Source organism: Arthrobacter sp. SX1312 (assembly GCF_002929295.1).
Taxonomy (GTDB): domain Bacteria; phylum Actinomycetota; class Actinomycetes; order Actinomycetales; family Micrococcaceae; genus Arthrobacter_D.
Genome location: NZ_PJIM01000001.1, coordinates 1,259,534 through 1,283,194, shown reverse-complemented (window position 1 = coordinate 1,283,194; position 23,661 = coordinate 1,259,534). Strand labels below are relative to the sequence as shown.

The following is a 23,661-nucleotide window of genomic DNA, read 5'->3' as shown; positions in this document are numbered from 1 at the left end:
ATCGGAACCCTCGGACGGACCGAGGTTGCTCTGGGTAGCGGCAAGAGTGCTCCAAGCGACAACCGCCGATTCCAGCAGCCACCCATACCTGCGCCACAGCCCAAGCGAGGATCTACGCCGCAGCAGGGCAAAACTGATCACGAGTACACCACACGATCTGGCCCCGATGGCCGAGAAGGCATGCCCGAGAATAGGAAGGCGACTTATTATCGGAGTAGTGACGCTGTGATTGCACTGTTACTGGCATGAACGATCAGGGAGAGCATCCATGAAGGCACCGCTGGAGTTACCGCGTAAGTTCGACGTAATCACGATCATCTTCAACCCCAACAGTACCGGGGATGCTCCGAAGCTCGCCGGGGAGCTGCATGACGAGTTGATGATCAAGCTGCCCGGGACCGATGTCCGGTTGACTCCCACCCAGCACGCAGGTCACGCGGTGGACCTGGCCCGTGAGGCCGCGTCATCGAGGAATGCCTTGATTGTGTCGGTCAGTGGGGACGGCGGGTACAACGAGGTCGTCAACGGAGTGATGGCCAGCGGCAGCGATGATGCTGTGTGTGCGGTCTTGGCCGCGGGCAACGCGAATGACCACAGCCGCGTCACGGGACGCCAGCCCTTGGCGGCGGCGATCGTCGAGGGTCGGGTCCGGCGGATTGACCTGCTGCGGATCAGCATCGACGAGCCGGACACCAGCCAGGACACCAATCAGGACATGGAGCGCGAGGCGAAGTCGGACACGGGGCCGGTGCATGCGCATTCCTACATCGGATTCGGATTGACGCCGATCATGGCCATCGACCTTGAAAAGGGCAGCAAGGGCGCGATCAAGGAGATGTTCTCCGTGGTACGGACCTTCTCGAAGTTCAAGCCGTTCGAGATTCGGCAGAACGACGGCCAGCGAAGAAAGTTCGACAGCCTTGTGTTCGCTAATATCTCGCAGATGGCGAAGTACGCAACCTTGAGCGAAGCCGACGATCACCCGGCCGATGGAAAGTTCGAGGTCATCACCTTCCCTCACATGGCCAAGTGGAAGATCCTCCTCACGGCCCTGCGAGCCTCGACCAAAGGTCTCGGCGATCAGCCGAGCTACGAGCAGTACCGGTTCTCAGCCCTGAAGCCCATGCCGTACCAGATCGACGGCGAAGTGAAAGAAGTTAGGGCCGGGGCGGACATCACGATCGACTGCATCCACAAGGCCCTGCCCATTCTCGGGTGAAACCATCGGTTGGCGGTCTTTGGTGTGAATATCGTCATTGGTTGAGGCAGGGCGGGGAGAGGGAAGGTGTGCGGGGTGATCCTTTCAGGGTGGAAGCCTATGGCTGGTGTCAGCTAGTTTCGACCCGATAGGTGAGGGCATCCTCGACGTGGTGCTCGATCAGGGCAAATGCTTCGTTTGCCTTGGCGAACCACGACTGCTGCAGCTCCCGCGACACGGCATCGATCCCGTGGAGTGAGATCCCGTGTGGGGCGTATTCGAGCCCCCGGACGTCCTCCCAAAGGATGGTCGTCACCATCTGGTCCACGAGGCTGACGCCGTCAGCGCCAATGATGAGGCGGGCCTTTGACGGGACGCCTTGGAAGGAGCCCCGAAGGCTCCGTTCGAAGGATCTCCCTGGCACTGGCTCGTGGTTCTCGCTGCCGAGCATTCGTAGGGAAGGATCCGAAGACGATGTGCCCTCGGGCATGCCAACCATGAGTGTCTTCTCAGCGAGGGTGAGCGCCTTCTGCACCATCTGCCGGGTGGCTGCGCCGGTATCCATGATCATTTGCTGCGGGCTGATGAGCCGCTCGCCGAGTAGATGGCGTCGGGCGGCATCGGTCGCGGTGATAGCTGCGGAACGAGGATCAGCCACGAAGTCCCTGACATCATCTATGAGCTGATCCAGTTCCAGTTCGTCGGGCCCATTAGCGGCGAGGTCATTCAGTATGCGTCGGATCTCGCCAAGCACTAGTCCAGCGTCCTTCTTTCGGGGATCGGTGGTGAGGCAAACTATGCCGCGTTCACCTTCCGCTTCGAGGATTTGATGACTGATGTCGTAGATGATTCCTTGCTGTTTGCGCAACTGGTCCAGCGCTCGTTGGCTCGCGATCTGCGCGACCGCGAGAGCGCTGTTCCTTGACACTTCAGTTCCGGATTCGACCTCGAAAGATAGAGCGAGGGGAGGGCCCCCCAACTCGAACCAGAGCGGCATCGGGAGGTCTGCGATTGGACGGGCGACAGAAGGATGCTGCACGTCGCCTGAAGGGAGGCCTAGTGAGAGGCCGGCAGGAAGAGGCCCGGTGAGTGCCAGCGCTGCATTGCGGCTGGTGAAGAACTTACCGATGACCTCCCTGACAGCGGCATCATCGATGCTGCTCAAGGCCGGCTGGTCCACCCCTGCAAGTCCAAGGAGGAAAGCCCGTATCTGCGCAACAGGTGCTCTGCAACTGCTGGTTCGACAACCGAGGATGCTTCTGCAGCCAGAACCTTCTTTGCCACATCCAGGCAATTCGGATCAGGGGCGCAAATACTGGCACAAACGTCCGGCGCGACATAGCCCAAGACGCACCCATTTGCTCCGCGGAGACTCCAGGCCGCCTCCTGACATGCTGGCGTGTCACCAACAATCCTGTTGGTGGATCCTTCACGGGGACGCTCGGTATCACTACTCTGGGCAAGTGAATGAACGGATCATGTGCGACACGCCGCTGACATGGCATTGCGAATCCCGAGCCACTGGCGAGTACGGACGAGCGGAGCGCGCGCCGCTCGTCGATACTTCGATGACGAAGGGCTGCACCGTTGATGCGACGGCGGGGAAGTCATTGCCACCCGAGGGCAGGGCTATCCCATTGACGTGCCTGGACTTGTGTTGGGAGCATGGACGGCCGACTAGCTCGCCCACGAGCACCTTCTCGGAAGGACTGAACCAGTGATTACTGATCCTCCCCTGCAAATGCGCCTCGTCGTTCGAGCCGACGACTACGAGTCCGCGGTGGCCTTTTATCGTGATGTCTTGGGCGGACGAGAAGAACTACAAGTGCACGGTGACAGCGGTGAACGAGTCACGATCCTCGACGTGGGTCGTGCCACTCTCGAGATCTCCAACCCAGCTCAGGTCACGATGATCGACGCGGTTGAAGTGGGACGGCAAGTTAGCCCGGATTTGCGGGTTGCCTTCGAAGTTCGTGATGTCGAGCAGGCCACCGACACGCTCACGTCGGGCGGCGCGCAACTCATCGCACCTCCGACCCGCACTCCGTGGAATTCGATCAATGCACGCCTCGAAGCCCCGGCGGGTCTGCAGATCACGCTCTTCCAGGAAAATCCGCCCAGCGATCCGACCTGACGGTTTGCCCGCAGGTCAGACGTCCGCCCGGCATCAAGCGCCTGATCCTTCAGTCGAGGCTGGAGGACGCTGGGGTCTACTTCAGCACGACCACGTGTCCGGCGGGGAGAAACGGCTGACTGGCCTGAAACTCACTGCGACTGAGGAAGGATTCACGACGGGCTCAGGGCAGGCAATACGGGGACCAGCGCTGTCGCTTCTTCTAGTGGCGTCTGGACGTCCGTCAGCTGTCGGACGCTCGCTTTTGCAGGACCGCCTGAACGCCTGAGCACGACAATGAGATTTCTACGACGACGAACGTTTCACCCAGACACCGGAAGTCGCCCGGTGACCGATCGTGAATGTGCTGTTGCTGGGATGTTCATCCGGTTCTTGTGGCCCGCCGTGGTTCACGCAGGGATGACGATGACTTTCCCTGATGCGGCCGGTGTTGGCTTCCGCGTGAAGGGCGGGCAGTTCCGTGAGCGGGATCCGGCGTGTCACTTCGACGGTGTGTGCGCCGTCGTCGACGAGGGATACCAGCTGCGCGAGCCGATCACGGTTGCGCGGGACGAACACCGTCGCCGCTCGCACCCGTTCTGCATCGTCGCTGGGGGTGGGCCTGAATGCAGTGGTACTGACGACTACACCGCCGTCGCGGACGGCGGCCACCTACGCGGTGAAGTGCTGCGGATCGATCGGTGCGACGTCCAGCAACACGTCCACCTGCCCGTCGACGGCGGTGAGCAGGTTCGTGTCGGTGTGAGCGATAATGTGATTCGCGCCCGCTGCGCGCACGGCATCGATGCTGCGCGGGCTGGCCCGTCGCAATGACCTGCACGCGGGCTCGCTTGGCGAGCTGGATCGCGTACTTGCCCACGACGCCCCGGCACCAATGATCCGGATCTCCGGGCCCAGGGGCAGCCGGTGGCTGTCGACGAGGCACCTACCCTGCGGCCATTGAACAGCCCCGCACGGAGGCTTCTGCAGCCTCGGTGAGTGAGGTCGCCTGCGCTGACTGCACCGAGGCGACGGCAGTCGGCGCCGCGACAATCACCGCCGGAGACCCCGGGTTTAGTCCTGTCTTCGACGGGAAAGGCGCCGGCGTAGGATGCGAGTCATGACGATGGGGGAGAAGTCAGGCGGGGTCCGACGATGATCGAGATCCTCGGACTGATAGCGCGAGTCGCATTCGGAGTACTGCTCGAGGTCGTGTGGTTCTGGGATCCTTCGGGTCGCCGGAAGTATCGCGACTACCTCCAGGCTATCCCCGCGGGATGGACACCTCTGTCCAAGCGCGAGTGGAAGGCAGCGGGCAAGCCCGAGCGCCCCGAGGACGTCCCGCCGCCAACTCGTAGCACCGAGGTGAGGTAGGCGCATGGAGGAGTACGTCCCGATCGGCTTCTTCATCTTCTCGATCGCCATCGTCAACGCTGGCCTCGCCGAGCAGAAGGGCCGTTCCCGCTGGATATGGTTCCTGCTTTCGCTGATCCTTGGCCCGTTGGCCACGGCGATGATCGTCATCTGGCCGGCACCACAGCGATCTTCTTCGCCTGTGAGCGTCGAGGCGAAGAGCTCTTGAGCCCGAACACGGTTCCGCGGATCCTGGACCGGGTGTCGGCCCGCCGCCCCTCGTTCGATGGCAACGGTGACGGCGTAGGATGCGACTCATGACGGTGGGGCGGGCGCTGCGCGGACACAATCGGGCGCTGCCGTATCCGCGGAACACAGCATTTCTTGGTCTGCCTGCAGGGCGCGTCGGCGCGAGTGCCATCCCCTCCTGCAGGATCGGATAATTATTGCTGGACGGGCATAGCCATGGCCTTCTACCGCTGATATGGCAGAGTCCGCAGGTAGGCTGCGCCGGTGTGGCCGAACCTACAGAACAGGTACTCCCAGGCCGGGGAATCGCCCTTCCGGAACCGTGCCCACCTGCTTTGCCGGCACACCGACGACCACTGCCTTCGCGGGAACATCCTTTGTGACGACTGCACCGGCGCCCACCACGGCCCCGTCGCCAATCGTCACGCCTGGCAACACCGTCACGTTGGCCCCGAACCACACGCCCCGGCCGATCACAACGCGGGCCGGGTGCATGTCGGCCCGTCGGCTTGGCGCCATGTCGTGGTTCAAGGTCGTGATCACGGCGTTGTGACCGATGAGGGACCCATCACCGACGTCGATACCGCCCTGATCCTGAAACCGGCAGCCGCTGTTGACGAACACATCCGCGCCGAAGCGAATGTTCTTGCCGAAGTCAGCGCTGAACGGCGGGAAGAGTTGGAAGGACGCGGGGACCTCGCGTCCGGTCAGCTCGCTCATCAGGGTGCGCACCTCCTCGGGGGAGTGGTACCGCCCGTTGAGTTCGGCGGTGATGCGCAGCGACTCCTGGCTCGCTGCGTGCATAGCCTCATGGTGCGGTGAACCTCCGGGGATCGTCTCCCCGGCGTTCAATGCGGTCAGGAGCTCGTCGAGACCCGGAATTTCAGCCATGCGCAACGATATCGTGCCCTTGCCGCACCCTCAGGACGCAACCATATGAACCCGGCAGAAGCTCCTACGCAGGGATGACGGGTAAGGGCCGCGGAGTGCGAAGTGCATGTTCTGCCCGGAAAGACGGAAGCGTTACCCCAGTTCCATCCGATGTGTGACAGATCATGGCAAACTGCCAAAGGCGTCCATTGGGGACGTCCATCACTCTGGGGAACCTATGAACATCAAATCGGGGCTCATCGCTGTCCTGACTGCCGGACTTCTCTTCACCGGTATTACCGCTCCCGCCGACGCAGGAGCCAGCTACACCACCAATCTCCGCGCCGCGGCACGGGCACTCCCCGTAGCGAACGAGAACAACGTTGGCTACGACCGGTACCGTTACTTCGGAGGCTGGCTCGACCAGAACAGGGATTGCCAGGACACTCGCGCCGAAGTCCTTGTCACCGAGACGAAGGCTGCGCTTTCCTACACGACGGCCCGTCACTGCACCGTTGCTACCGGACGGTGGACCACGACCTTCGACAACAAGGTGCACACCTCCGCGAAGACCGTGCAGATCGACCACACCGTCCCTGTTGCCGAGGCATGGGGGTCCGGCGCTCAGAAATGGACCCAAGCCCGACGTGTCGCGTTCTACAACGACATCGGCTATGCCGGCGCCCTCAACGCCCAAACCACACTGCTGAACCAGCAGAAGCAGGCCAAGGGGCCCGAGGACTGGCTGCCACCGCTCAACCGGTGCTCCTATGTCGCTCAATGGGTGACGGTGAAAGCACGCTGGGGAATGACGGTGGATTCACGGGAGAAAGCGGCCCTCGTCCGTATCGCGGACCAATGTCCCGTCTCACAGTTGACCATCACGAAGTACTGACCTATTGAAAGAACGCCCCGCGCTCCGAATGAGTGCGGGGCGTTTCTATCTGTGGTTTCCGTCCGACTCGCACCCGCGGCACGCGACATACCGTAGCCTGATGGAGCCGCTGCCTGCCGGTGCTGGTCTCACATGCCGGAGGAACGAATGAAGCGAGTGCGCCCGCGCCCATTGCAGCGGATCGGCGTCCTGGCCGTCGCCGCCCTGCTGGGAATCAGCGGCATTGCGTCCTGCTCATTGCAGGACCCTTCGGAGGGGGCCGGTTCCGAGGATCCCGCCACAATCCCGGCCCGCATCAACGGGTACCGGAGCGTCGGCTACTTTCCCCAGTGGGGGGTCTACGGGCGCCAATTCCCGATGAAGTCCCTTCAGGACTCGGGTGCTGCCGGAAATCTCAGCCACATCAACTACGCCTTCGGCAATATCCACCACGAGACGCTCACCTGTTTCGAGGCGAACCAGGCTCAAGGAAGCGGTCCGGACGGCTCCGACGGCGCCTCCGACGCCTGGGCGGATTACGGAATGGCCTACAGTGCCGCCGACTCCATTGCAGGCATCGGCGACACAGCCGACCAGCCGCTGGCCGGGTCCTTCAATCAACTGCGGCAGCTGAAAGCCGCCAACCCCGGGCTGCGTGCAGTGATCTCGCTCGGCGGGTGGACCTGGTCGAAGAACTTCTCCCGTGCCGCTGCGACCGACGATTCCCGCAAGGCGCTCGTTGCCTCCTGCATCGACCTGTATATCAAGGGAAACCTTCCGACCATCGATGGCAGGGGAGGCGCAGGGGCTGCGGCCGGCATCTTCGACGGCATCGATATCGACTGGGAGTGGCCCGGCAGCGACAACGGGCTCGACGGGAACGGAGTGGACCCCGAGAACGACGCCGAGAACTTCCGGCTGCTGCTGCAGGAATTCCGTGAGCAGCTCGACGCCTACGGTGCCGTCACGGGGGCCTCCTATTCCCTGAGTGCCTTCCTTCCTGCCAATCCGGTGGACATCGAGGCCGGCGGCTGGAACAACCCCGAACTCTTCGAGTACCTCGACTTCGGGAACATCCAGGGCTACGACCTGTGGGGAACGTGGGAGCCGGGACTCACCGGCCACCAGGGAAACCTGTTCGATGATCCGGAGGATCCGCGCCCGAACAGTCAGCGGTTCTCGGTGGACCGGACCGTGAGTGCTTATCTCGATGCCGGAATCGATCCCGGCCAGCTCGGCCTCGGCCTCGCGGCGTTCGGCAGGGGCTGGGCAGGTGTCGACACCGCGAAGCCCTGGGGCGCAGCCACCGGGCCGGCGCCGGGCGGCGAAGAGCCCGGCCTCGAGGACTACGACGAGCTGCGGGAGGTCGGCGAGGAGTTCACCGACCCGACGGTCGGGGCGGCCTGGCGTTTCGACGGCGATACGTGGTGGAGCTACGACAACCCGGAAACCGTGCGCCTCAAGAGCGATTACGTCCTCGAGAAGGGCCTCGGCGGTGGCATGTGGTGGGACCTTGCGGGCAACCGGGACGGATCGCTCCTGACCGTACTGTCCGATCGGCTGCGCGAAGCTCCACAGGGCCCGGCCCGCGACAGGGTGATGCCCGCGACCGCGGTCCAGGTACCCAGTACGTCCACAGCGGCACCGGGTACACCCGCTCCGGGCGCTGCGCCGGCAACCGCACCCTCACTATCCGCCCAGGAGGCTGCGGACGCCGCACCCGTGACGTGGGACGAGGACGAGGTCTACACGGAGGGCCGCCGGGTGATCTTCGAGGGCGAGGTGTACCGGACGCAGTGGTGGACCAGCGGCGATGTTCCCGGCGTCGAGCAGTGGGGCCCGTGGAGACCGGCGGACGAATGACCACCGGGTGGCGGACTCCACCGGCGATTCCGACGAGCGACCTTGGGGCCTCGTGCCGGCTCGGATTACCGGCACCCTCGTGGGACAGATGAATGACCGGACGTGGGCGGAGGTCCGGTCGACGTACAGGCACGTGTGGGTGCAGTGCGCAGCCGACCAGTAGACCCCAGAATCGCCTAGGATAGCCCAATGTCTGAATTGGTCTCCGGAATCTGGTCCTATACCTTTGCGCTGATGTTGAGCGCTTCTGCGGGTGTGCTCGCCGAGAAATTTCTGAACATCTCGGGCCGATTCGTTCAACCACTCTGGTATCGGACTTTCGGGAGAATCCACAGGAGGCGCCGTCGCCGTGAAGAATCCCGATTCATTGGAGCCTCCGAAACATTCACTGTCGGTGCGGCGAAGCACGAGATCTATGTTCGGCAGTTCGCCGTGGAGGGATTCCGTCCGGAGCACCTGGAGACCGGGACGGTGCCGTCAGAGTCCTCAGCCACACTTGTCGCAAGGCTACCCCCGCGAATGAGGCCTGCTCTCGCGCCGCAGTTGGCAGAGGACATCGAGGAGAAGCGGAAGAGCCTGGAAAGGGATCCGGGCGCGTGGAATGCGGAGAAGCTCGCCCTGCGCAGGATCGAGGTTTCCCGAGAACCGTCTCGGGAGTTGCCGATGCTGAAGCTCCATTTCGCGAGAACCGATTATGCCTCTTTCCAGGTTGTGGCCTCGGCGTGGGAGAAGCGATTCACGACCGGCCTCGAAGGCGGTGAACTCCGGGGCGAGGAACTCCTGGACGTGCTCCCCGGACTCTCGAATTCCTTCGGCATCAACTTGACCGTCGAGACAGCGGATGACCAGCTTCTTCTCACGAGGCGTAGCGGGAAGACCTCCGGCGGCAGGAATCTCCGGCACATCTCGGTCAATGAAGGCATGGCGCTGGTGGACCAGGACCTGAAGAACGGCCTTCCGGATCCTTATCGTACGGCTCTGCGGGGGATTGCCGAGGAACTGGGTGTAGACCTCGAGGGGGAGCCGGACATCCGTGAGCGCATCACGTTCCACAGCCTCGTCTGTGATGTCACCCGTTATGAGTGGGCGCTGCTGGGCCATGTGAACCTGACTCAGACTCAATGGACGAATGCGTCATTCATTCATGCGCGGAAGTTCGGCATGGGCCCCGACGATTGGGAGTCGAGCAGCCTCGAGTTCATCCCGATGGAGAAGGCGGCTGTCGAGGAGGCCCTGCGGGACGATTCGGACTGGGTCGGGCACGGGTATGTGAATCTCCTGCTGTCCTCCATGCACCGTCTCCGGGGTGAACGGCGGGCGATACTCGCCGTCGCCCGTGCCGCACTGGCCTCCCCGGTCCGCGTGGGCGCCTCGGCGGACCCGAGCGTTACTGCCGGGTCAGCGACGCAGTGACCGGCGACAGTCGGTAGTGCGTGCCGATGGTGCTCCGCCGGGCGCTGAGCGCCACCGCATCGGGCCTCGACGTCCGAGAACGCCGTCACCACATCCGGCTGGTGGTCTCCGACACGAAACCGCGCCCGTCCGAGAACCAGTGGATCGTCGGGCTGTTGCGCGCGGTCGGCGTCGTGAGCTCGGCGAACAGGTCGGCGTTGAACCGGTTGTTGAGCTCGGGGGAACTGAGCACCGTGTCGCGGGTGATGACGAACACCGGACCCTTCAGGCCCCTGCTCTGGATGGACAGGTGCACCTCGGCATGCTCGTCGAGGCGCGCCTTGAGGGCCCCGATCGCCGCCTGGACGTTCGCGTCGTCGTCCCAGACCGCGGCGTGCTTGTCCACGAACAGCCAGGCCATGGTGCTCCTCGTCCGTACCGCGTGCCACTTCACAGGGGGTCCGCCCGGTCCGCGCCCATCTAGCATCGACCCGGCGGTCGTCGTTCTAGCAAAGCACTGGGCCGAACGCCTTATCAAGCACCGGACGGCGACGGGGATCGAGGACCCGTTGCCGACGGGGAATCCCGACGCGGCGGCCCCTGCCCCGGGACCATATATTGCTGGGGGCGCGCTGGGGACTACCTGTGAACCTTTGGTTGCAGCTCGGTAACAACACCTAACTGGCCCGTCCCCGGGATACCTGTCGGCAACAATGTCCACTTAGGCTTTTGGTCACGTGAGTAGCGTCACCTCCTGGGGGTGACGTGCCGGCTGTCATGCAACACCGCCTGAAGCCGCAACCACACTATGAAAGAGGAGGCGGAATGCGTTTCGGACGTACTTCCAAAGCTGTGGGAGTGGCTGCTGTCGCAGCGCTCGCATTGAGCGCCTGCGCTGCCAACACGGGGACTGAAACCACCGAAGAGGGCACCGAGGGCGAAGCAACCGGCGGAAACATCCGCGTCGTCGAAGTCAATGCCTTCAGCTCGTTCAACTCGAGCACCTCCGAAGGCAATGTGGACATCAACGGAAAGATCGCCTACGCGACCCACTCCGGTTTCGTCTACATCAACAACGACCTCGAGGTCGTGAAGAACGAGGACTTCGGCACCATGGAGGTCCTCTCCGAGGATCCGCTGAGCGTCAAGTACACGGTCAACGAAGGCGTCACCTGGTCCGACGGCGAACCGGTCGACGGCGGAGACCTGCTGCTGGCATGGGCCATCGAGTCCGGCTACTTCAACGACTCCACCACCGACGACGCCGGTGAGGTCGTCTCGGGCGCCACCTACTTCGACTACGCGGGCGACACCAGTGGCCTCGGACTCACCGAACTCCCGGAGATCGGCGAGGACGGCCGCTCCATCACCCTGAACTACTCCGAGCCCTTCGCCGACTACGAGGTGGCCTTCGGCCTGATGAGCGAGGGTGGCATCGACACGCCCGCCCACGTACTCGCGGAGAAGGGCGGCCTGGCCGACGAGGATGCGCTGATCGAGCTCATCAACACGACGCCCGCCGGTGACCCGGAGTCTCCCGTGGAGCGCCCCGAGATCCAGGCACTGGCGGACTTCTGGAACACGGGCTTCGACACGAAGTCGCTCCCCACCGACCCGTCGCTCTTCCTCTCCAACGGTCCGTTCATCGCCTCCGCCATCACGCCGGACCAGTCGATGACGCTGACCCGCAACGAGGACTACGACTGGGGCCCCATCCCGAAGGTCGACGAGATCACCGTCCGCTACATCGGTGAAGCCCCCGCCCAGGTGCAGGCCCTGCAGAACGGCGAGGTGGACATCATCGCCCCGCAGGCGTCGGCCGATACCGTCGAGCAGCTCGAGGGCCTCGAGGGCGTCACCGTGGAGCAGGGCAACCAGCTCTCCTACGACCACCTCGACCTCAACTTCAGTGGCGTGTTCGAGGACGAGAACGTCCGCGAGGCGTTCATGAAGACCGTCCCGCGCCAGCAGCTCGTGGACACCATCGTCAAGAAGATCAACCCGGACGCCGCACCGCTCGACTCGCAGCTGTTCCTCACGGATCAGGAGCCCTACGAGGAGACCGCCGCGAACAACGGGTCGGACGCCTATGCAGAGGTCGACATCGAGGGCGCCAAGGAACTCCTTGCCGGAGCGACGCCCGAGGTCCGCATCATGTACAACCGCGACAACCCGAACCGCCTGAACTCGTACACGCTGATCGCTGAATCCGCCGCCCAGGCCGGGTTCAAGATCGTCGACGGCGGCCTCGGATCCTCGGACTGGGGAGCCGCGCTCGGCAACGGGACCTACGACGCCACCATCTTCGGTTGGATCAACTCGGGCGTCGGCGTGTCCGGCGTTCCGCAGATCTTCAAGACCGCCAACGGGTCCAACTTCAACGGGTTCTCGAGCCCCGAGGCCGACGCGCTGATGGACGAGCTCATCGTGACCACGGATCCGGAGGAGCAGGACAGGATCCAGATCGAGATCGACAAGCTGATCTGGGACTCGAAGTACGGACTGCCGCTCTTCCAGGTGCCCGGCGTCGACGCCTACAGCGACAACGTCACCGGCATCGAGTACATGCCGAACCAGACCGGTGTCTGGTGGAACTTCTGGGACTGGCAGGTCGTCCAGTAGTTCCGACGCCGGAACACGCTCGACCGAGGAAGGCGCCGGGACGGGGGACTCGCCCGTCCCGGCGCCTTCTTCTGCGTCACTGAATTAGAATTTGCGTCAACACGGGAACCCCTACCCGATTCAAACTTGAGGCCTGAGACCTATGGTGACCTACATCGTTCGGCGTCTGGTGACTGCCGTCCTCATCCTGTTCGGCGCATCGTTCGTCGTGTACCAGCTCACCGCCCTCTCCGGTGATCCGCTCGAGGACCTGCGCGCGAGCAACGCCCCGAACCGGGATCAGCTCATCCAGGCGCGCACCGAGCTCCTCGACCTGAACACGCCGGCGCCCCTGCGGTACTTCGGCTGGCTCGCCGGGGCCGCGAAGTGCATCGTCCCCTTCGCCGCCACCTGCGACCTCGGGTCCAGCATCCAGGGTGAGGCCGTCACCACCTCGCTCAGCCGCGCGATGGGCAACACCATCACACTCGTGGCGACCGCCACGGTGCTCGCGATCATCATCGGCATCTCGCTCGGCATCATCACGGCGCTGCGCCAGTACAGCGGGCTGGACTACGGCGTGACCTTCATGTCCTTCCTGTTCTTCTCCCTCCCGATCTTCTGGCTGGCCGTCCTGCTCAAGGAGTTCGGGGCCATCGGCTTCAACAACTTCCTCGACGATCCCGACATACCGCCGTCCACCATCGCCGTCGTCGCCATAGCGAGCGGACTGATCTGGGCGCTCTTCGCCAGCAAGTCCTGGAAACGGAAGGGGATCGCCTTCGTCCTCGGCGCCGTCGTCGCCGCGGTGCTGCTCTTCCTCCTCGACCTCGTGGGCTGGTTCGCCAACCCCGGCCTCGGACCGGTCGTCATCCTCGTCACCGGCGTCGGTATCGCCTTCGGAATCGTCCTGCTCACCGCCGGCCTCCGCAACCGCAAGGCCCTGTACTCCTCGCTGATCATGGTGGCCCTGGGCCTGGTGGCCTACTACGTCGTCAACCCGGTCCTCAACGCGGCAACCATCTGGATGATCATCATCCTCGCGGTCATCACCGTGCTCGTCGGCCTGGGGGTCGGCTACGCCATGGGCGGGTACGACCGCAGCCAGAGCATGCGCGCGGCGGCCCTCACCGGTCTGCTCATGGGCTTCCTGATCGTCGTGGACCGCTTCATGGTCACGTGGCCGTCGTACGTGAGCAACCCGCGGGTCCGCGGCAGGCCGATCGCCACGGTCGGCGCGGAGACGCCCGGGCTGGAGGGGACGTTCTGGATCAACGGCCGGGACACCTTCACGCACCTCCTGCTCCCCACCCTCGCGCTGCTCCTCGCGTCCCTCGCCAGCTACAGCCGCTACTCCCGCGCCTCGATGCTCGAGATCATGAACATGGACTACATCCGCACGGCCCGGGCCAAGGGCCTCAGCGAGCGGACGGTCGTCATGCGTCACGCGTTCCGTAATGCGCTGATCCCGCTCGCCACCCTCGTGGCCTTCGACATCGGCGCGCTGATCGGCGGCGCCATCATCACCGAGCAGGTGTTCGCCTTCTCCGGCATGGGCCAGCTCTTCGTCCAGGCCCTCCAGCGGACGGACCCCGACCCCATCATGGGCTTCTTCCTGGTGGCCGGCATCCTGGCGCTGGTGTTCAACCTCGTCGCCGACATCGCGTACTCGGTCCTCGATCCTCGCGTAAGGGTAAAAGCATGAGCATCCAGACCCCCTCCGACTTCCCCGACACCGACGCCGCGACCGTCACCGGACCGGAGCGTCCTGCCTCCGAGCCGGAGGCCAAGGGCCTGTCGCAGGGGCAGATCGTCCGGAAGAAGTTCTTCGACAACACCGGGGCGATCATCAGCCTCGTCGTGTTCGCCGTCGTATTCATCCTCGCCTTCACATCCGTCGGGTTCGCCGGCATCCCCGGGTGGTGGAAATACAACCACACCGAGTTCCTCCCCCTGGTCAACGGGGGAGCACCGACCGTCACCGGCCCCTTCAGCTGGGGGGACCACCCGTTCGGCCAGGATTCGATCGGGCGCGACTACTTCGCCATGACGATGCGCGGCACCCAGAACTCGATCATCATCATGTTCATCATCGGCGCCCTCGCCGGCCTCGTCGGTGTCGTCATCGGCGCGTGCTCCGGCTACTTCCGCGGCTGGCCCGAAGCCGTGCTGATGCGCTTCACCGACGTCATCATCATCATCCCCGTGGTCCTCGCCGCAGCGACCCTCGGCGAGGCGGTCAACCGGTTCGTCGGCCCGGGTGCGCAGATCTGGCTCCTGGGGCTGTTCCTCGGGCTCGTGCTCTGGACCGGCCTGGCGCGCCTCGTCCGCGGCGAGTTCCTGACGCTCCGCGAGCGCGAGTTCGTCGACGCCGCGAAGATCGCCGGAGCCTCCAACACCCGGATCATCTTCAAGCACATCCTGCCCAATGCGGTGGGCGTCATCATCGTGAACACCACCCTGCTCATGTCCTCCGCCATCCTGCTCGAGACCGCACTGAGCTACATCGGCTTCGGCGTGAAGGCGCCGGACGTCTCCCTGGGCCTCATCATCAGCCAGAACCAGGAGGCGTTCCAGACGCGACCATGGCTGTTCTGGTTCCCCGGCCTGTTCATCGTGCTGATCTGCCTGTGCATCAACTTCATCGGCGACGGCCTCCGCGACGCCTTCGACCCGCGGCAGAAGAAGTTCAGCGCGAGCCGCGCCAAGGAATCAGGGAAGCCTGCAGCCGCGTGAACAGGTGCCTAGGAGCCCAGGTCCAGGGAGACCGCGCCGGCTGCCACCAGCAGGACCGCACCGGCGATGCAGGACCAGTTCCAGCGGAGGTGGACGCTGCCCGGGTGGTCGACGTCGATCCGGCCGCCCTCCACGAGGGCCTGCCAGCGCGTGCGCACCTCGTAGGCGGCATAGCCCGAGTCGGTGTTCTTCATGTCGCCCGGGCGGACGGACCCGCCGGGACCGTAGCTCGTCGAGGGCAGGTTCGTGACGTGCTCCGGTTTGCCGGCGTGGGTCCCCCACACCCCGGGAGCCGGCGCCGCCCAGGCGGTGTACGCGCCGCGCGGCGTGACGAGCTTCAGTGCGTACTTGGTGTCGACATCGATCAGCGCGGACCACGGGACCCGGACGGTCGCCAGGGGGTTGCGCAGGGTGACGGCGTCCTCGGCGAAGACCACCGCCGGGTACCAGAACAGCCACCAGCCCGCATAGGCGACGCCGATCAGCGGCCAGCCGGCGAGCAGGCCGGCGGGGCCCTGCGCGGCGACGACGGTGGCCAGGCCGCCGAGCGCGACCAGCACGGCGACACCCGTGAACCAGAGACTGGTCCGCGGCCTGAACACGGTGGCCCCGGCCACCTTCGAGCTCTTCATGGCTCAATGATCCCAGCACGGCAGCCGCTCGCGGCAATCCAGGAGGGGCCGCGATCCCGCGGCGCCTCCGTCACGAAGGAGGACCCCTCATGAGTACCCAGGTCATCGGCGGCACCGGAGACACCGGAGCGGATCTTCCGGCATCCCAGGGTCCCGTGCTCGAGGTCCGGAACCTCAGCGTGGACTTCGGCGTCGACAAGAAGTGGGTTCCTGCGGCCATCGACCTGAACTACGAGGTGAAGGCCGGCGAGGTGCTCGCCATCGTGGGGGAGTCCGGCTCCGGCAAGAGCGCCAGTTCGATGTCGCTGCTCGGGCTGCTGCCCTCGAACAGCCGGGTCACGGGCGAGGTGCTGCTCAACGGCAAGTCCGTGCTGACGATGTCCCCGGCCAGGCTGCGCCAGATCCGCGGCAACGACGTCGCCGTCATCTTCCAGGAACCCATGACGGCCCTGAACCCCGTCTACACCGTCGGCTTCCAGATCGTCGAGACGCTGCGCCTGCACAACGAGATCTCGCCCGACGAGGCGAAGCAGCGCGCGCTGCGCCTCCTGCAGATGGTCGAGCTGCCGGACCCGGACAAGGCGTTCCGGTCCTACCCGCACCAGCTCTCCGGCGGCCAGCGCCAGCGCGCCATGATCGCCCAGTCGCTGTCCTGCGACCCCAAGCTCCTCATCGCCGACGAGCCCACCACGGCCCTCGACGTGACGGTACAGGCGGAGATCCTCGACCTCATGCGCAACCTGAGGACCCAGCTCAACAGCGCGATCGTCCTGATCACCCACGACATGGGCGTGGTCGCGGACCTCGCCGACCGGATCGCCGTGATGCGCCAGGGGCGCATCGTGGAGACCGGTACGGCGGAGCAGATCTTCAGGAACCCGCAGCACGAGTACACCAGGGCGCTCCTCGCCGCCGTGCCCCACCTCGGGCAGGGGGACGGGAAGGACGACGTCGACGTCACCGCGGCGCTCGCGGCGGCGACCCACACGGACCTGCAGACGGTGGACCACGACGAACTCGAGCGGCGCGAACAGAACGTGCTCGCGCAGCTCGCCGACGCCGAGCACGAGGTGGCCTCGCACGGGACGCCCGGGGTGGCGCCGGTCCTCGAACTGATCGACGTCGCCATCGAGTACCCGAAGCAGGGGCGCGTGCCGGCGTTCCGCGCCGTCGAGGGCGCGAACCTGACGGTGTACCCCGGGCAGGTCATCGGCCTCGTCGGGGAGTCGGGCTCAGGCAAGACGACGATCGGCCGGGCCGCCGTCGGACTGCTGCCGGTCGCCGCGGGATCCCTGAAGGTCGTCGGCACGGATGTCTCCGGGTTCCGCCCCTCCTCCAAGGAGCTCGCCAAGGTCCGCCGCCACGTGGGCATGGTGTTCCAGGACCCGTCGTCGTCGCTGAACCCCAGGCTGCCCATCGGTGAGAGCATCGGCGAGCCGATGTACCTCGCGGGCGAGGCGAAGGGCGGTGAGCTGCAGAAACGCATCGAGGCGCTCCTCGACCAGGTGGAGCTGCCGCGTGCCTACCGCAACAGGTATCCGCACGAGCTCTCGGGTGGCCAGAAGCAGCGCGTGGGGATCGCCCGGGCGCTGTCGCTCAAGCCGAAGCTGATGGTCGCGGACGAGCCGACGTCGGCTCTCGACGTCTCCGTGCAGGCGAAGGTCCTGGAACTGTTCCAAAACCTGCAGCGCGAGCTGGGCTTCGCCTGCCTGTTCGTCACCCACGACCTGGCGGTCGTCGACGTGCTCGCGGACTACATCTGCGTGATGCGGCGCGGCCGGATCGTGGAGCAGGGGTCCCGGGACCAGATCCTGCGCAGCCCCCAGGACCCGTACACGCAGCGGCTGCTGGCGGCGGTCCCGCTGCCTGATCCCGAGAAGCAGCGCGAACGCCGCGAACTCCGCGCCAAGCTCCTGACGGTCTCTGACTGACCGAGGGGACGCCCCCCGCTCCGACGCCCGGTCCATGCCCGCCCTGCCGCCGCAGGGCGGGCTTTTCCGTGAGCTGGAGGGCCCTCCACTCCTCCTGATGTTCAGAGAAGCAACAGAACGGGCATATGATTTCTCGGTGTGAGTTGGCTCTCGCGCTCTGCGAGGGCCGATGGACCGGCCGAATCCGGGCCGGTAGGACCCAATTATTAGGAGGCGGAATGCGTTTCACGCGCACTTCCAAAATGCTCAGCGTCGCGGCCCTGGCCGCGCTGTCGCTCAGTGCATGTGGCGGCGGAGACACCGAATCAGGCGCCGAGGGTGGCAACACCGAAGCCGTGATCGTGGTGGATGGGTCCGAGCCCCAGAACCCGCTGATCCCCACCAGCACCAATGAGGTGGGCGGCGGAGCGATCCTCGACCTCGTCTTCGCGGGCCTCGTCAGCTATGACGCCGACGGCAAGCCCCAGAACGAGATGGCGGAGTCCATCGAGACGGAGGACGCCCAGAACTACACGATCACGCTCAAGGAGGGCAAGACCTTCACCAACGGCGACCCGGTCACGGCGAGCTCCTTCGTGGACGCCTGGAACTACGGTGCCGCGGCGAAGAACGCCCAGCTCTCGAGCTACTTCTTCGAGAGCATCGAGGGCTACGACGAGGCCAGCGCCGAGGGCTCCACCGTGGAGACCATGAGCGGCCTGAAGGTCGTGGACGACCGGACGTTCACCGTCGCGCTGTCCCAGCCGGAATCCGACTGGCCGCTGCGCCTGGGCTACAGCGCGTTCTACCCGCTGCCGGCCGCCGCCCTCGAGGACCCCGCCACGTTCGGTGAGAACCCGATCGGCAACGGACCCTACAAGTTCGCCTCCGAGGGTGCCTGGCAGCACAACCAGCAGATCGAACTCGTGCCCAACGACGAGTACGAAGGTCCCCAGGCCGCCCAGAACGGCGGCGTGACGTTCAAGATCTACCAGAACGACACGACGGCCTACCAGGACCTGATCTCGGACAACCTGGACGTCCTGAAGACCATCCCGACGAGCGACATCAAGAACTTCGAGAGTGATCTCGGCGAGCGTGCCATCGAGGCGCCGTACGCGGGCAACCAGACCATCGCCGTGCCGTACTACCTCCCGAACTGGGAGGGCGAGGCCGGCAAGCTGCGCCGCCAGGCGCTGTCGATGGCGATCAACCGCGACGAGATCACCGAGGTCATCTTCAACGGTGGCCGCGAACCGGCGAAGGACTTCACCGCTCCCGTCCTCGAGGGCTACAGCGCGGACCTGCCGGGCAGCGAGAACCTCGAGTACAACCCGGAGGAAGCCAAGAAACTCTGGGCCGACGCCGAGAAGATCTCGCCCTACGACGAGTCGCAGCCCCTGACCATCGGCTACAACGCCGACAAGGGCGACCACAAGACGTGGGTCGAGGCCGTGGTGAACAACATCAAGAACAACCTCGGCATCGAGGTCGCGGGCAAGCCCTACGCGACCTTCAAGGAAGCCCGCACCGAGGCGACGGACGAGACCCTCACGGGTGCCCTCCGCGCCGGCTGGCAGGCCGACTACCCGTCGCTGTACAACTTCCTCGGACCCATCTACGCCACCGGCGCCGGGTCCAACGATGCCCGCTACAGCAACCCCGAATTCGACCAGCAGCTGACCGACGGACTCGCCGCCGGCTCTGTCGAGGAGGGCAACGAGGCCATGAACAAGGCCCAGGAACACCTCCTGGAGGACCTTCCGGCCATCCCGCTGTGGTACCAGGTCGCCCAGGGCGGCTGGAGCAACAACGTGGACAACGTTGAGTTCGGCTGGAACGGCGTTCCGCTCTACTACGCCATCACCGGCAAGTAACCCGTAACGGTCTCGGGGCCTGCCCGGCACAGGGCAGGCCCCTTTTCCGTGCTCCAACGAAAAGGTTCGACACCTCATGAGCAACCCCCACCCGCATCCCGTCCGGATGCACGCAGTACCGGCAGGTGCACGCTGATGGTCTGGTACATTGTCCGGCGCTTCCTGCAGCTGATCCCCGTCTTCCTCGGCGCGACCCTGCTGGTGTACTTCCTCGTCTTCAGCCTCCCGGGTGACGCCACCGCCGCCATCTGCGGCGAGCGCGGCTGCACGCCCGCCGTCGTCGCCGGACTGCGCGAGCAGTACAATCTCGACCAGCCCTTCTGGATCCAGTACCTGCTCTACCTCAAGGGCGTACTGACCTTCGATCTCGGCACGAACTTCTCCGGCCGCCCCATCGCGACGATCATCGCCGAGGTCTTCCCGACCACCGCGAAGCTCGCCATCATGGCCCTCGTCATCGAGGCCGTCTTCGGCATCGTCTTCGGCCTCATCGCGGGCCTCCGCAAGGGCCGGATCTTCGACTCCTCGGTCCTCGTCCTGTCCCTGATCGTCATCGCCGTGCCCATCTTCGTGCTCGGCTTCCTGATGCAGTTCCTGATCGGCGTCAAACTCCAGTGGACCAACCCGACCGTCAGCGGCGACGCGACCATCACGGAGCTCCTGCTCCCGGCCGTGGTCCTGGGACTGGTGTCCTTCGCCTATGTGCTGCGCCTGACCCGGACCAGCATCATCGAGAACGTCAACGCCGACTACGTGCGCACCGCGACGGCCAAGGGCCTCAGCCGCCGGCGCGTCGTCGTCGTGCACGTCCTCCGCAACTCCCTGATCCCCGTCGTGACCTTCCTCGGTGCGGACCTCGGTGCCCTCATGGGCGGCGCGATCGTGACCGAGGGCATCTTCAACGTGAACGGCGTCGGCAACACCCTCTACCGCGCCGTGCTGAACGGTGACGGACCGATGGTCGTCTCGATCGTCACGTTCCTGATCCTCATCTTCTGCCTCGCGAACCTGCTGGTGGATCTCCTGTACGCGTGGCTGGACCCAAGGATTCGATATGCCTGAACCAACATCTTCCGTCGCCGTCACCGAGGCCGCCGCGCCCGTGGCACGCACCAAGACGTCCGCCTACCCGATCGAGCACTTCGTCGCCGACCTCGACGAGACGCCGCTCCGGGCCACGGACAGCGCGGTGTCCGACGCCGCTCCCCGCAGCCTGTGGGGCGAGGCGTGGCGCAGCCTGCGGAAGCAGCCGCTGTTCATCATCAGTGCGATCCTGATCCTCGCGGTCATCTTCGTGGCGCTGTTCCCCGGCCTCTTCACCAGCGAGCCGCCCAACGAGAACTGCCTGCTGGAGAACTCGGACGGCGGACCGGCCCCCGGCCACCCGCTCGGCTTCACCGTGCAGGGCTGCGACATCCTCGCCCGCGTGGTGTACGGCACGCAGTCCTCGCTGACCGTCGGCCTGTTCGCCACGCTCGGCGTCGTCGTGATCGGCGGCCTCATCGGTGCACTGGCGGGCTTCTTCGGTGGCTGGGTCGACGCGATCCTCGCCCGCGTGGGCGACATCTTCTTCGCCCTCCCGCTGATCCTCGGCGCGATCGTCGTCGTGCAGCTGCCCGTGTTCCAGCAGAACCGGAACGTGTGGACGCTCGTCGTCATCCTCGTGGCCTTCGGCTGGCCGCAGATCGCCCGCATCACGCGGGCGGCGGTGATCGAGGTGCGCAACGCGGACTTCGTCACCGCGGCCCGCTCGCTGGGCGTCTCGCCGCTGGGCGCCCTGGTCAAGCACGTCATACCCAACGCGCTCGCGCCGGTCATCGTCATCGCGACGATCTCGCTCGGCACGTTCATCGTCGCGGAGTCGACGCTGTCCTTCCTCGGCATCGGGCTCCCGCCGGACGTCATGTCCTGGGGTAATGACATCTTCTCGGCGAAGCCGTCGCTGCGCAGCAACCCCATGGCGATCTTCTGGCCGGGCCTCGCCCTGTCGATCACCGTTCTGAGCTTCATCATGCTGGGCGACGCCCTGCGTGACGCTCTCGACCCGAAGGCACGCAAACGATGAGTCACAGCACAGGAACCCAGACGCGCGGCCGCCGCGCCGCGTCGGACGGAGCGGATACACCGCAGCCGCTGCTCGAGCTCCGGGACCTCGCCATCACCTTCTCGACGTCGACCGGGGAGGTCCCGGCGGTGCGCAACGCGCACCTGACCGTGATGCCCGGCGAGACCGTCGCGATCGTGGGGGAGTCGGGATCCGGCAAGTCGACGACGGCGCTGGCCGCGATCGGCCTCCTGCCCGCCAACGGCAGGGTGTCCAACGGCAGCATCATCTTCGACGGCGAGGACATCACCCACGCCTCGGAGAAGCGGATCGTCGCACTCCGCGGGTCCTCGATCGGGATGGTGCCGCAGGACCCCATGTCCAACCTGAACCCCGTCTGGAAGATCGGGTTCCAGGTCCGGGAGACGCTGAAGGCCAACGGGCTTCCCAGCGGACCGCAGGATGTCGCCAAGGTGCTCTCCGAGGCGGGCCTGCCCGACGCCGAGTCGCGCGCCAACCAGTACCCGCACGAGTTCTCCGGTGGCATGCGCCAGCGCGCGCTGATCGCGATCGGGCTGTCCTGCCGGCCGCGCCTGCTCATCGCCGACGAGCCGACGTCGGCCCTGGACGTCACCGTGCAGCGGCAGATCCTGGACCACCTGGACACCATGACCGAGGAGCTCGGCACCGCCGTGCTGCTCATCACCCACGACCTCGGGCTCGCCGCCGAGCGCGCGCACAAGGTGATCGTCATGTACAAGGGGCAGGTCGTCGAGGCCGGTCCGGCCCTCGAGCTGCTCACGAACCCCCGCCACCCCTACACGCAGAAGCTCGTGGCGTCCGCGCCGTCGATCGCGTCGCGCCGCATCGAGTCCGCCAAGAAGGCCGGTGTCGCGACCGACGACCTGCTCGCACCGGCGGCACCGGCGGACGCCGCCCGGGACAGGGTGATCGAGGTCGAGGACCTGACGAAGGTCTTCAGGATCCGCGGCAACTGGGGCAGGTCCACCGACTTCACCGCGGTGGACAAGGTGTCCTTCTCCATCGCCCGCGGGACCACCACCGCCGTGGTGGGGGAGTCGGGCTCGGGGAAGTCCACCGTGGCGAGGATGGTCCTCGGCCTGGAGAACGCGACGTCGGGCAGCATCCGGTTCGACGGCGTGGACATCACCACCCTCGGCCGGAAGGAGATGTTCGACTTCCGCCGGCGCGTGCAGCCGATCTTCCAGGACCCCTACGGCTCGCTCGACCCGATGTACAACATCTACCGGACCATCGAGGAGCCGCTCCGCGTCCACGGCGTGGGGAACGCGAAGAGCCGGGAGAAGAAGGTGCGTGAGCTGCTCGACCAGGTGGCGCTGCCGTCCGCGATGATGCAGCGCTTCCCCAACGAGCTCTCGGGCGGGCAGCGGCAGCGCGTGGCGATCGCACGCGCCCTGGCGCTCGACCCCGAGGTGGTCGTCTGCGACGAGGCCGTCTCGGCGCTCGACGTGCTGGTGCAGGCGCAGATCCTCAACCTGCTCGCCGACCTGCAGTCGGAGCTCGGCCTGAGCTACCTGTTCATCACCCACGACCTCGCGGTGGTCCGGCAGATCGCCGACCATGTGGCCGTCATGGAGAAGGGCAGGCTCGTGGAGCAGGGCACCACCGACGAGGTGTTCGACAACCCCCGCACGGCCTACACCCAGGCCCTGCTCGCGGCGATCCCCGGGGCGGGACTGGTCCTGCCTCCCGAGGTCGCCTGAGGTAGAGGCCCGGCCTGCGCGCGTCGTCGCGCAGGCCGGTCGACGGACGGCAGGCGGTCCCCGGTCGGGGGCCGCCTGCTGCGTACGGACAGGTGACACCCGTCCCGGAGGTAACAATGAGCGCACGATCCGCGGTGGCGCCCTCCGCGGGAGCCGATCGCCCGGGATCCCTGCACTGGCGCCGATCCGTACGGCGCCGACGGC

General features: G+C 65.7%; 20 protein-coding genes. 16 read left to right on the top strand and 4 right to left on the bottom strand.

Features of this window, described 5'->3' with window-relative positions; all coding sequences use genetic code 11:
- Positions 1–268: 268 nt before the first annotated feature.
- Positions 269–1,219, top strand: a complete 951-nt coding sequence (locus CXQ92_RS06005) for a diacylglycerol kinase family protein (protein ID WP_258069753.1) — start codon at positions 269–271, stop codon at positions 1,217–1,219.
- Between the two features lie 109 nt (positions 1,220–1,328).
- Here CXQ92_RS06005 and CXQ92_RS06000 read toward each other — a convergent pair whose 3' ends face one another.
- Positions 1,329–2,378 (bottom strand): hypothetical protein, encoded by a 1,050-nt coding sequence (locus CXQ92_RS06000; RefSeq protein ID WP_104166092.1) that lies wholly within the window; start codon positions 2,376–2,378, stop codon positions 1,329–1,331.
- A 537-nt stretch (positions 2,379–2,915) separates the two neighbouring features.
- On the opposite strand from CXQ92_RS06000, the gene CXQ92_RS05995 reads away from it, so the two are divergent.
- From CXQ92_RS05995 to CXQ92_RS05985, 4 genes are all read left to right on the top strand, one after another.
- Positions 2,916–3,332, top strand: coding sequence for a VOC family protein (locus CXQ92_RS05995; protein ID WP_258069752.1), 417 nt, complete (start codon positions 2,916–2,918; stop codon positions 3,330–3,332).
- A 405-nt stretch (positions 3,333–3,737) separates the two neighbouring features.
- The gene (locus CXQ92_RS18075) at positions 3,738–4,145 is read left to right on the top strand and encodes a hypothetical protein (protein WP_181033560.1); all 408 of its coding nucleotides are present in this window, start codon (positions 3,738–3,740) and stop codon (positions 4,143–4,145) included.
- 161 nt (positions 4,146–4,306) lie between these two features.
- Positions 4,307–4,435, top strand: coding sequence for an excalibur calcium-binding domain-containing protein (locus CXQ92_RS18850; RefSeq protein ID WP_219815684.1), 129 nt, complete (start codon positions 4,307–4,309; stop codon positions 4,433–4,435).
- Between the two features lie 254 nt (positions 4,436–4,689).
- Positions 4,690–4,893 carry a hypothetical protein gene (locus CXQ92_RS05985; protein ID WP_104166088.1) on the top strand — a complete coding sequence of 68 codons (204 nt, stop codon included), beginning with the start codon at positions 4,690–4,692 and terminating at the stop codon, positions 4,891–4,893.
- Positions 4,894–5,189: 296 nt separating this feature from the next.
- On the opposite strand, the gene CXQ92_RS05980 is transcribed toward CXQ92_RS05985, so the two are convergent.
- Positions 5,190–5,804, bottom strand: a complete 615-nt coding sequence (locus CXQ92_RS05980; protein ID WP_104166086.1) for a DapH/DapD/GlmU-related protein — start codon at positions 5,802–5,804, stop codon at positions 5,190–5,192.
- A gap of 217 nt (positions 5,805–6,021) precedes the next feature.
- Between CXQ92_RS05980 and CXQ92_RS05975 the strand changes: the two genes are divergently transcribed.
- From CXQ92_RS05975 to CXQ92_RS05965, 3 genes are all read left to right on the top strand, one after another.
- Positions 6,022–6,678 carry an HNH endonuclease family protein gene (locus CXQ92_RS05975; protein WP_104166084.1) on the top strand — a complete coding sequence of 219 codons (657 nt, stop codon included), beginning with the start codon at positions 6,022–6,024 and terminating at the stop codon, positions 6,676–6,678.
- Positions 6,679–6,825: 147 nt separating this feature from the next.
- Positions 6,826–8,520: a glycosyl hydrolase family 18 protein gene (locus CXQ92_RS05970; RefSeq protein ID WP_258069750.1), complete on the top strand. Its 1,695-nt coding sequence runs from the start codon at positions 6,826–6,828 to the stop codon at positions 8,518–8,520.
- A gap of 189 nt (positions 8,521–8,709) precedes the next feature.
- Positions 8,710–9,933, top strand: coding sequence for a hypothetical protein (locus tag CXQ92_RS05965; RefSeq protein ID WP_104166079.1), 1,224 nt, complete (start codon positions 8,710–8,712; stop codon positions 9,931–9,933).
- 85 nt (positions 9,934–10,018) lie between these two features.
- Here CXQ92_RS05965 and CXQ92_RS05960 read toward each other — a convergent pair whose 3' ends face one another.
- Complete coding sequence (locus tag CXQ92_RS05960) at positions 10,019–10,333, bottom strand: hypothetical protein (RefSeq protein WP_104166077.1); 315 nt, start codon at positions 10,331–10,333, stop codon at positions 10,019–10,021.
- 437 nt (positions 10,334–10,770) lie between these two features.
- Between CXQ92_RS05960 and CXQ92_RS05955 the strand changes: the two genes are divergently transcribed.
- From CXQ92_RS05955 to CXQ92_RS05945, 3 genes are all read left to right on the top strand, one after another.
- Complete coding sequence (locus tag CXQ92_RS05955; protein WP_306738437.1) at positions 10,771–12,534, top strand: ABC transporter family substrate-binding protein; 1,764 nt, start codon at positions 10,771–10,773, stop codon at positions 12,532–12,534.
- A gap of 142 nt (positions 12,535–12,676) precedes the next feature.
- Positions 12,677–14,218: an ABC transporter permease gene (locus CXQ92_RS05950; protein WP_104166073.1), complete on the top strand. Its 1,542-nt coding sequence runs from the start codon at positions 12,677–12,679 to the stop codon at positions 14,216–14,218.
- Positions 14,215–15,249, top strand: a complete 1,035-nt coding sequence (locus CXQ92_RS05945; RefSeq protein WP_104166071.1) for an ABC transporter permease — start codon at positions 14,215–14,217, stop codon at positions 15,247–15,249. The genes CXQ92_RS05950 and CXQ92_RS05945 overlap by 4 nt, the downstream gene beginning before the upstream one ends.
- Before the next feature lie 8 nt (positions 15,250–15,257).
- Here the strand turns inward: CXQ92_RS05945 and CXQ92_RS05940 are convergent, their stop codons facing one another.
- Positions 15,258–15,881 (bottom strand): PH domain-containing protein, encoded by a 624-nt coding sequence (locus CXQ92_RS05940; RefSeq protein ID WP_104166069.1) that lies wholly within the window; start codon positions 15,879–15,881, stop codon positions 15,258–15,260.
- 89 nt (positions 15,882–15,970) lie between these two features.
- On the opposite strand from CXQ92_RS05940, the gene CXQ92_RS05935 reads away from it, so the two are divergent.
- From CXQ92_RS05935 to CXQ92_RS05915, 5 genes are all read left to right on the top strand, one after another.
- Positions 15,971–17,812, top strand: a complete 1,842-nt coding sequence (locus CXQ92_RS05935) for an ABC transporter ATP-binding protein (protein ID WP_104166066.1) — start codon at positions 15,971–15,973, stop codon at positions 17,810–17,812.
- Positions 17,813–18,030: 218 nt separating this feature from the next.
- The gene (locus CXQ92_RS05930) at positions 18,031–19,668 is read left to right on the top strand and encodes an ABC transporter substrate-binding protein (protein WP_104166064.1); all 1,638 of its coding nucleotides are present in this window, start codon (positions 18,031–18,033) and stop codon (positions 19,666–19,668) included.
- Positions 19,669–19,803: 135 nt separating this feature from the next.
- Positions 19,804–20,730, top strand: a complete 927-nt coding sequence (locus CXQ92_RS05925; protein WP_104166063.1) for an ABC transporter permease — start codon at positions 19,804–19,806, stop codon at positions 20,728–20,730.
- Complete coding sequence (locus tag CXQ92_RS05920; protein ID WP_104166061.1) at positions 20,723–21,733, top strand: ABC transporter permease; 1,011 nt, start codon at positions 20,723–20,725, stop codon at positions 21,731–21,733. The genes CXQ92_RS05925 and CXQ92_RS05920 overlap by 8 nt, the downstream gene beginning before the upstream one ends.
- The gene (locus CXQ92_RS05915; protein WP_104166059.1) at positions 21,730–23,457 is read left to right on the top strand and encodes an ABC transporter ATP-binding protein; all 1,728 of its coding nucleotides are present in this window, start codon (positions 21,730–21,732) and stop codon (positions 23,455–23,457) included. Before CXQ92_RS05920 ends, CXQ92_RS05915 begins: the two co-directional genes overlap by 4 nt.
- Positions 23,458–23,661: the final 204 nt, after the last annotated feature.

Coding starts and splice junctions, on each gene's coding strand:
- CXQ92_RS05950 (WP_104166073.1), top strand. CDS start 12,677: ATGGTGACCTACATCGTTCGGCGTCTGGTGACTGCCGTCCTCATCCTG.
- CXQ92_RS06005 (WP_258069753.1), top strand. CDS start 269: ATGAAGGCACCGCTGGAGTTACCGCGTAAGTTCGACGTAATCACGATC.
- CXQ92_RS05980 (WP_104166086.1), bottom strand. CDS start 5,804: ATGGCTGAAATTCCGGGTCTCGACGAGCTCCTGACCGCATTGAACGCC.
- CXQ92_RS05925 (WP_104166063.1), top strand. CDS start 19,804: ATGGTCTGGTACATTGTCCGGCGCTTCCTGCAGCTGATCCCCGTCTTC.
- CXQ92_RS05960 (WP_104166077.1), bottom strand. CDS start 10,333: ATGGCCTGGCTGTTCGTGGACAAGCACGCCGCGGTCTGGGACGACGAC.
- CXQ92_RS05945 (WP_104166071.1), top strand. CDS start 14,215: ATGAGCATCCAGACCCCCTCCGACTTCCCCGACACCGACGCCGCGACC.
- CXQ92_RS18075 (WP_181033560.1), top strand. CDS start 3,738: ATGACTTTCCCTGATGCGGCCGGTGTTGGCTTCCGCGTGAAGGGCGGG.
- CXQ92_RS05970 (WP_258069750.1), top strand. CDS start 6,826: ATGAAGCGAGTGCGCCCGCGCCCATTGCAGCGGATCGGCGTCCTGGCC.
- CXQ92_RS05965 (WP_104166079.1), top strand. CDS start 8,710: ATGTCTGAATTGGTCTCCGGAATCTGGTCCTATACCTTTGCGCTGATG.
- CXQ92_RS05920 (WP_104166061.1), top strand. CDS start 20,723: ATGCCTGAACCAACATCTTCCGTCGCCGTCACCGAGGCCGCCGCGCCC.
- CXQ92_RS05935 (WP_104166066.1), top strand. CDS start 15,971: ATGAGTACCCAGGTCATCGGCGGCACCGGAGACACCGGAGCGGATCTT.
- CXQ92_RS05940 (WP_104166069.1), bottom strand. CDS start 15,881: ATGAAGAGCTCGAAGGTGGCCGGGGCCACCGTGTTCAGGCCGCGGACC.
- CXQ92_RS05915 (WP_104166059.1), top strand. CDS start 21,730: ATGAGTCACAGCACAGGAACCCAGACGCGCGGCCGCCGCGCCGCGTCG.
- CXQ92_RS05985 (WP_104166088.1), top strand. CDS start 4,690: ATGGAGGAGTACGTCCCGATCGGCTTCTTCATCTTCTCGATCGCCATC.
- CXQ92_RS05975 (WP_104166084.1), top strand. CDS start 6,022: ATGAACATCAAATCGGGGCTCATCGCTGTCCTGACTGCCGGACTTCTC.
- CXQ92_RS05930 (WP_104166064.1), top strand. CDS start 18,031: ATGCGTTTCACGCGCACTTCCAAAATGCTCAGCGTCGCGGCCCTGGCC.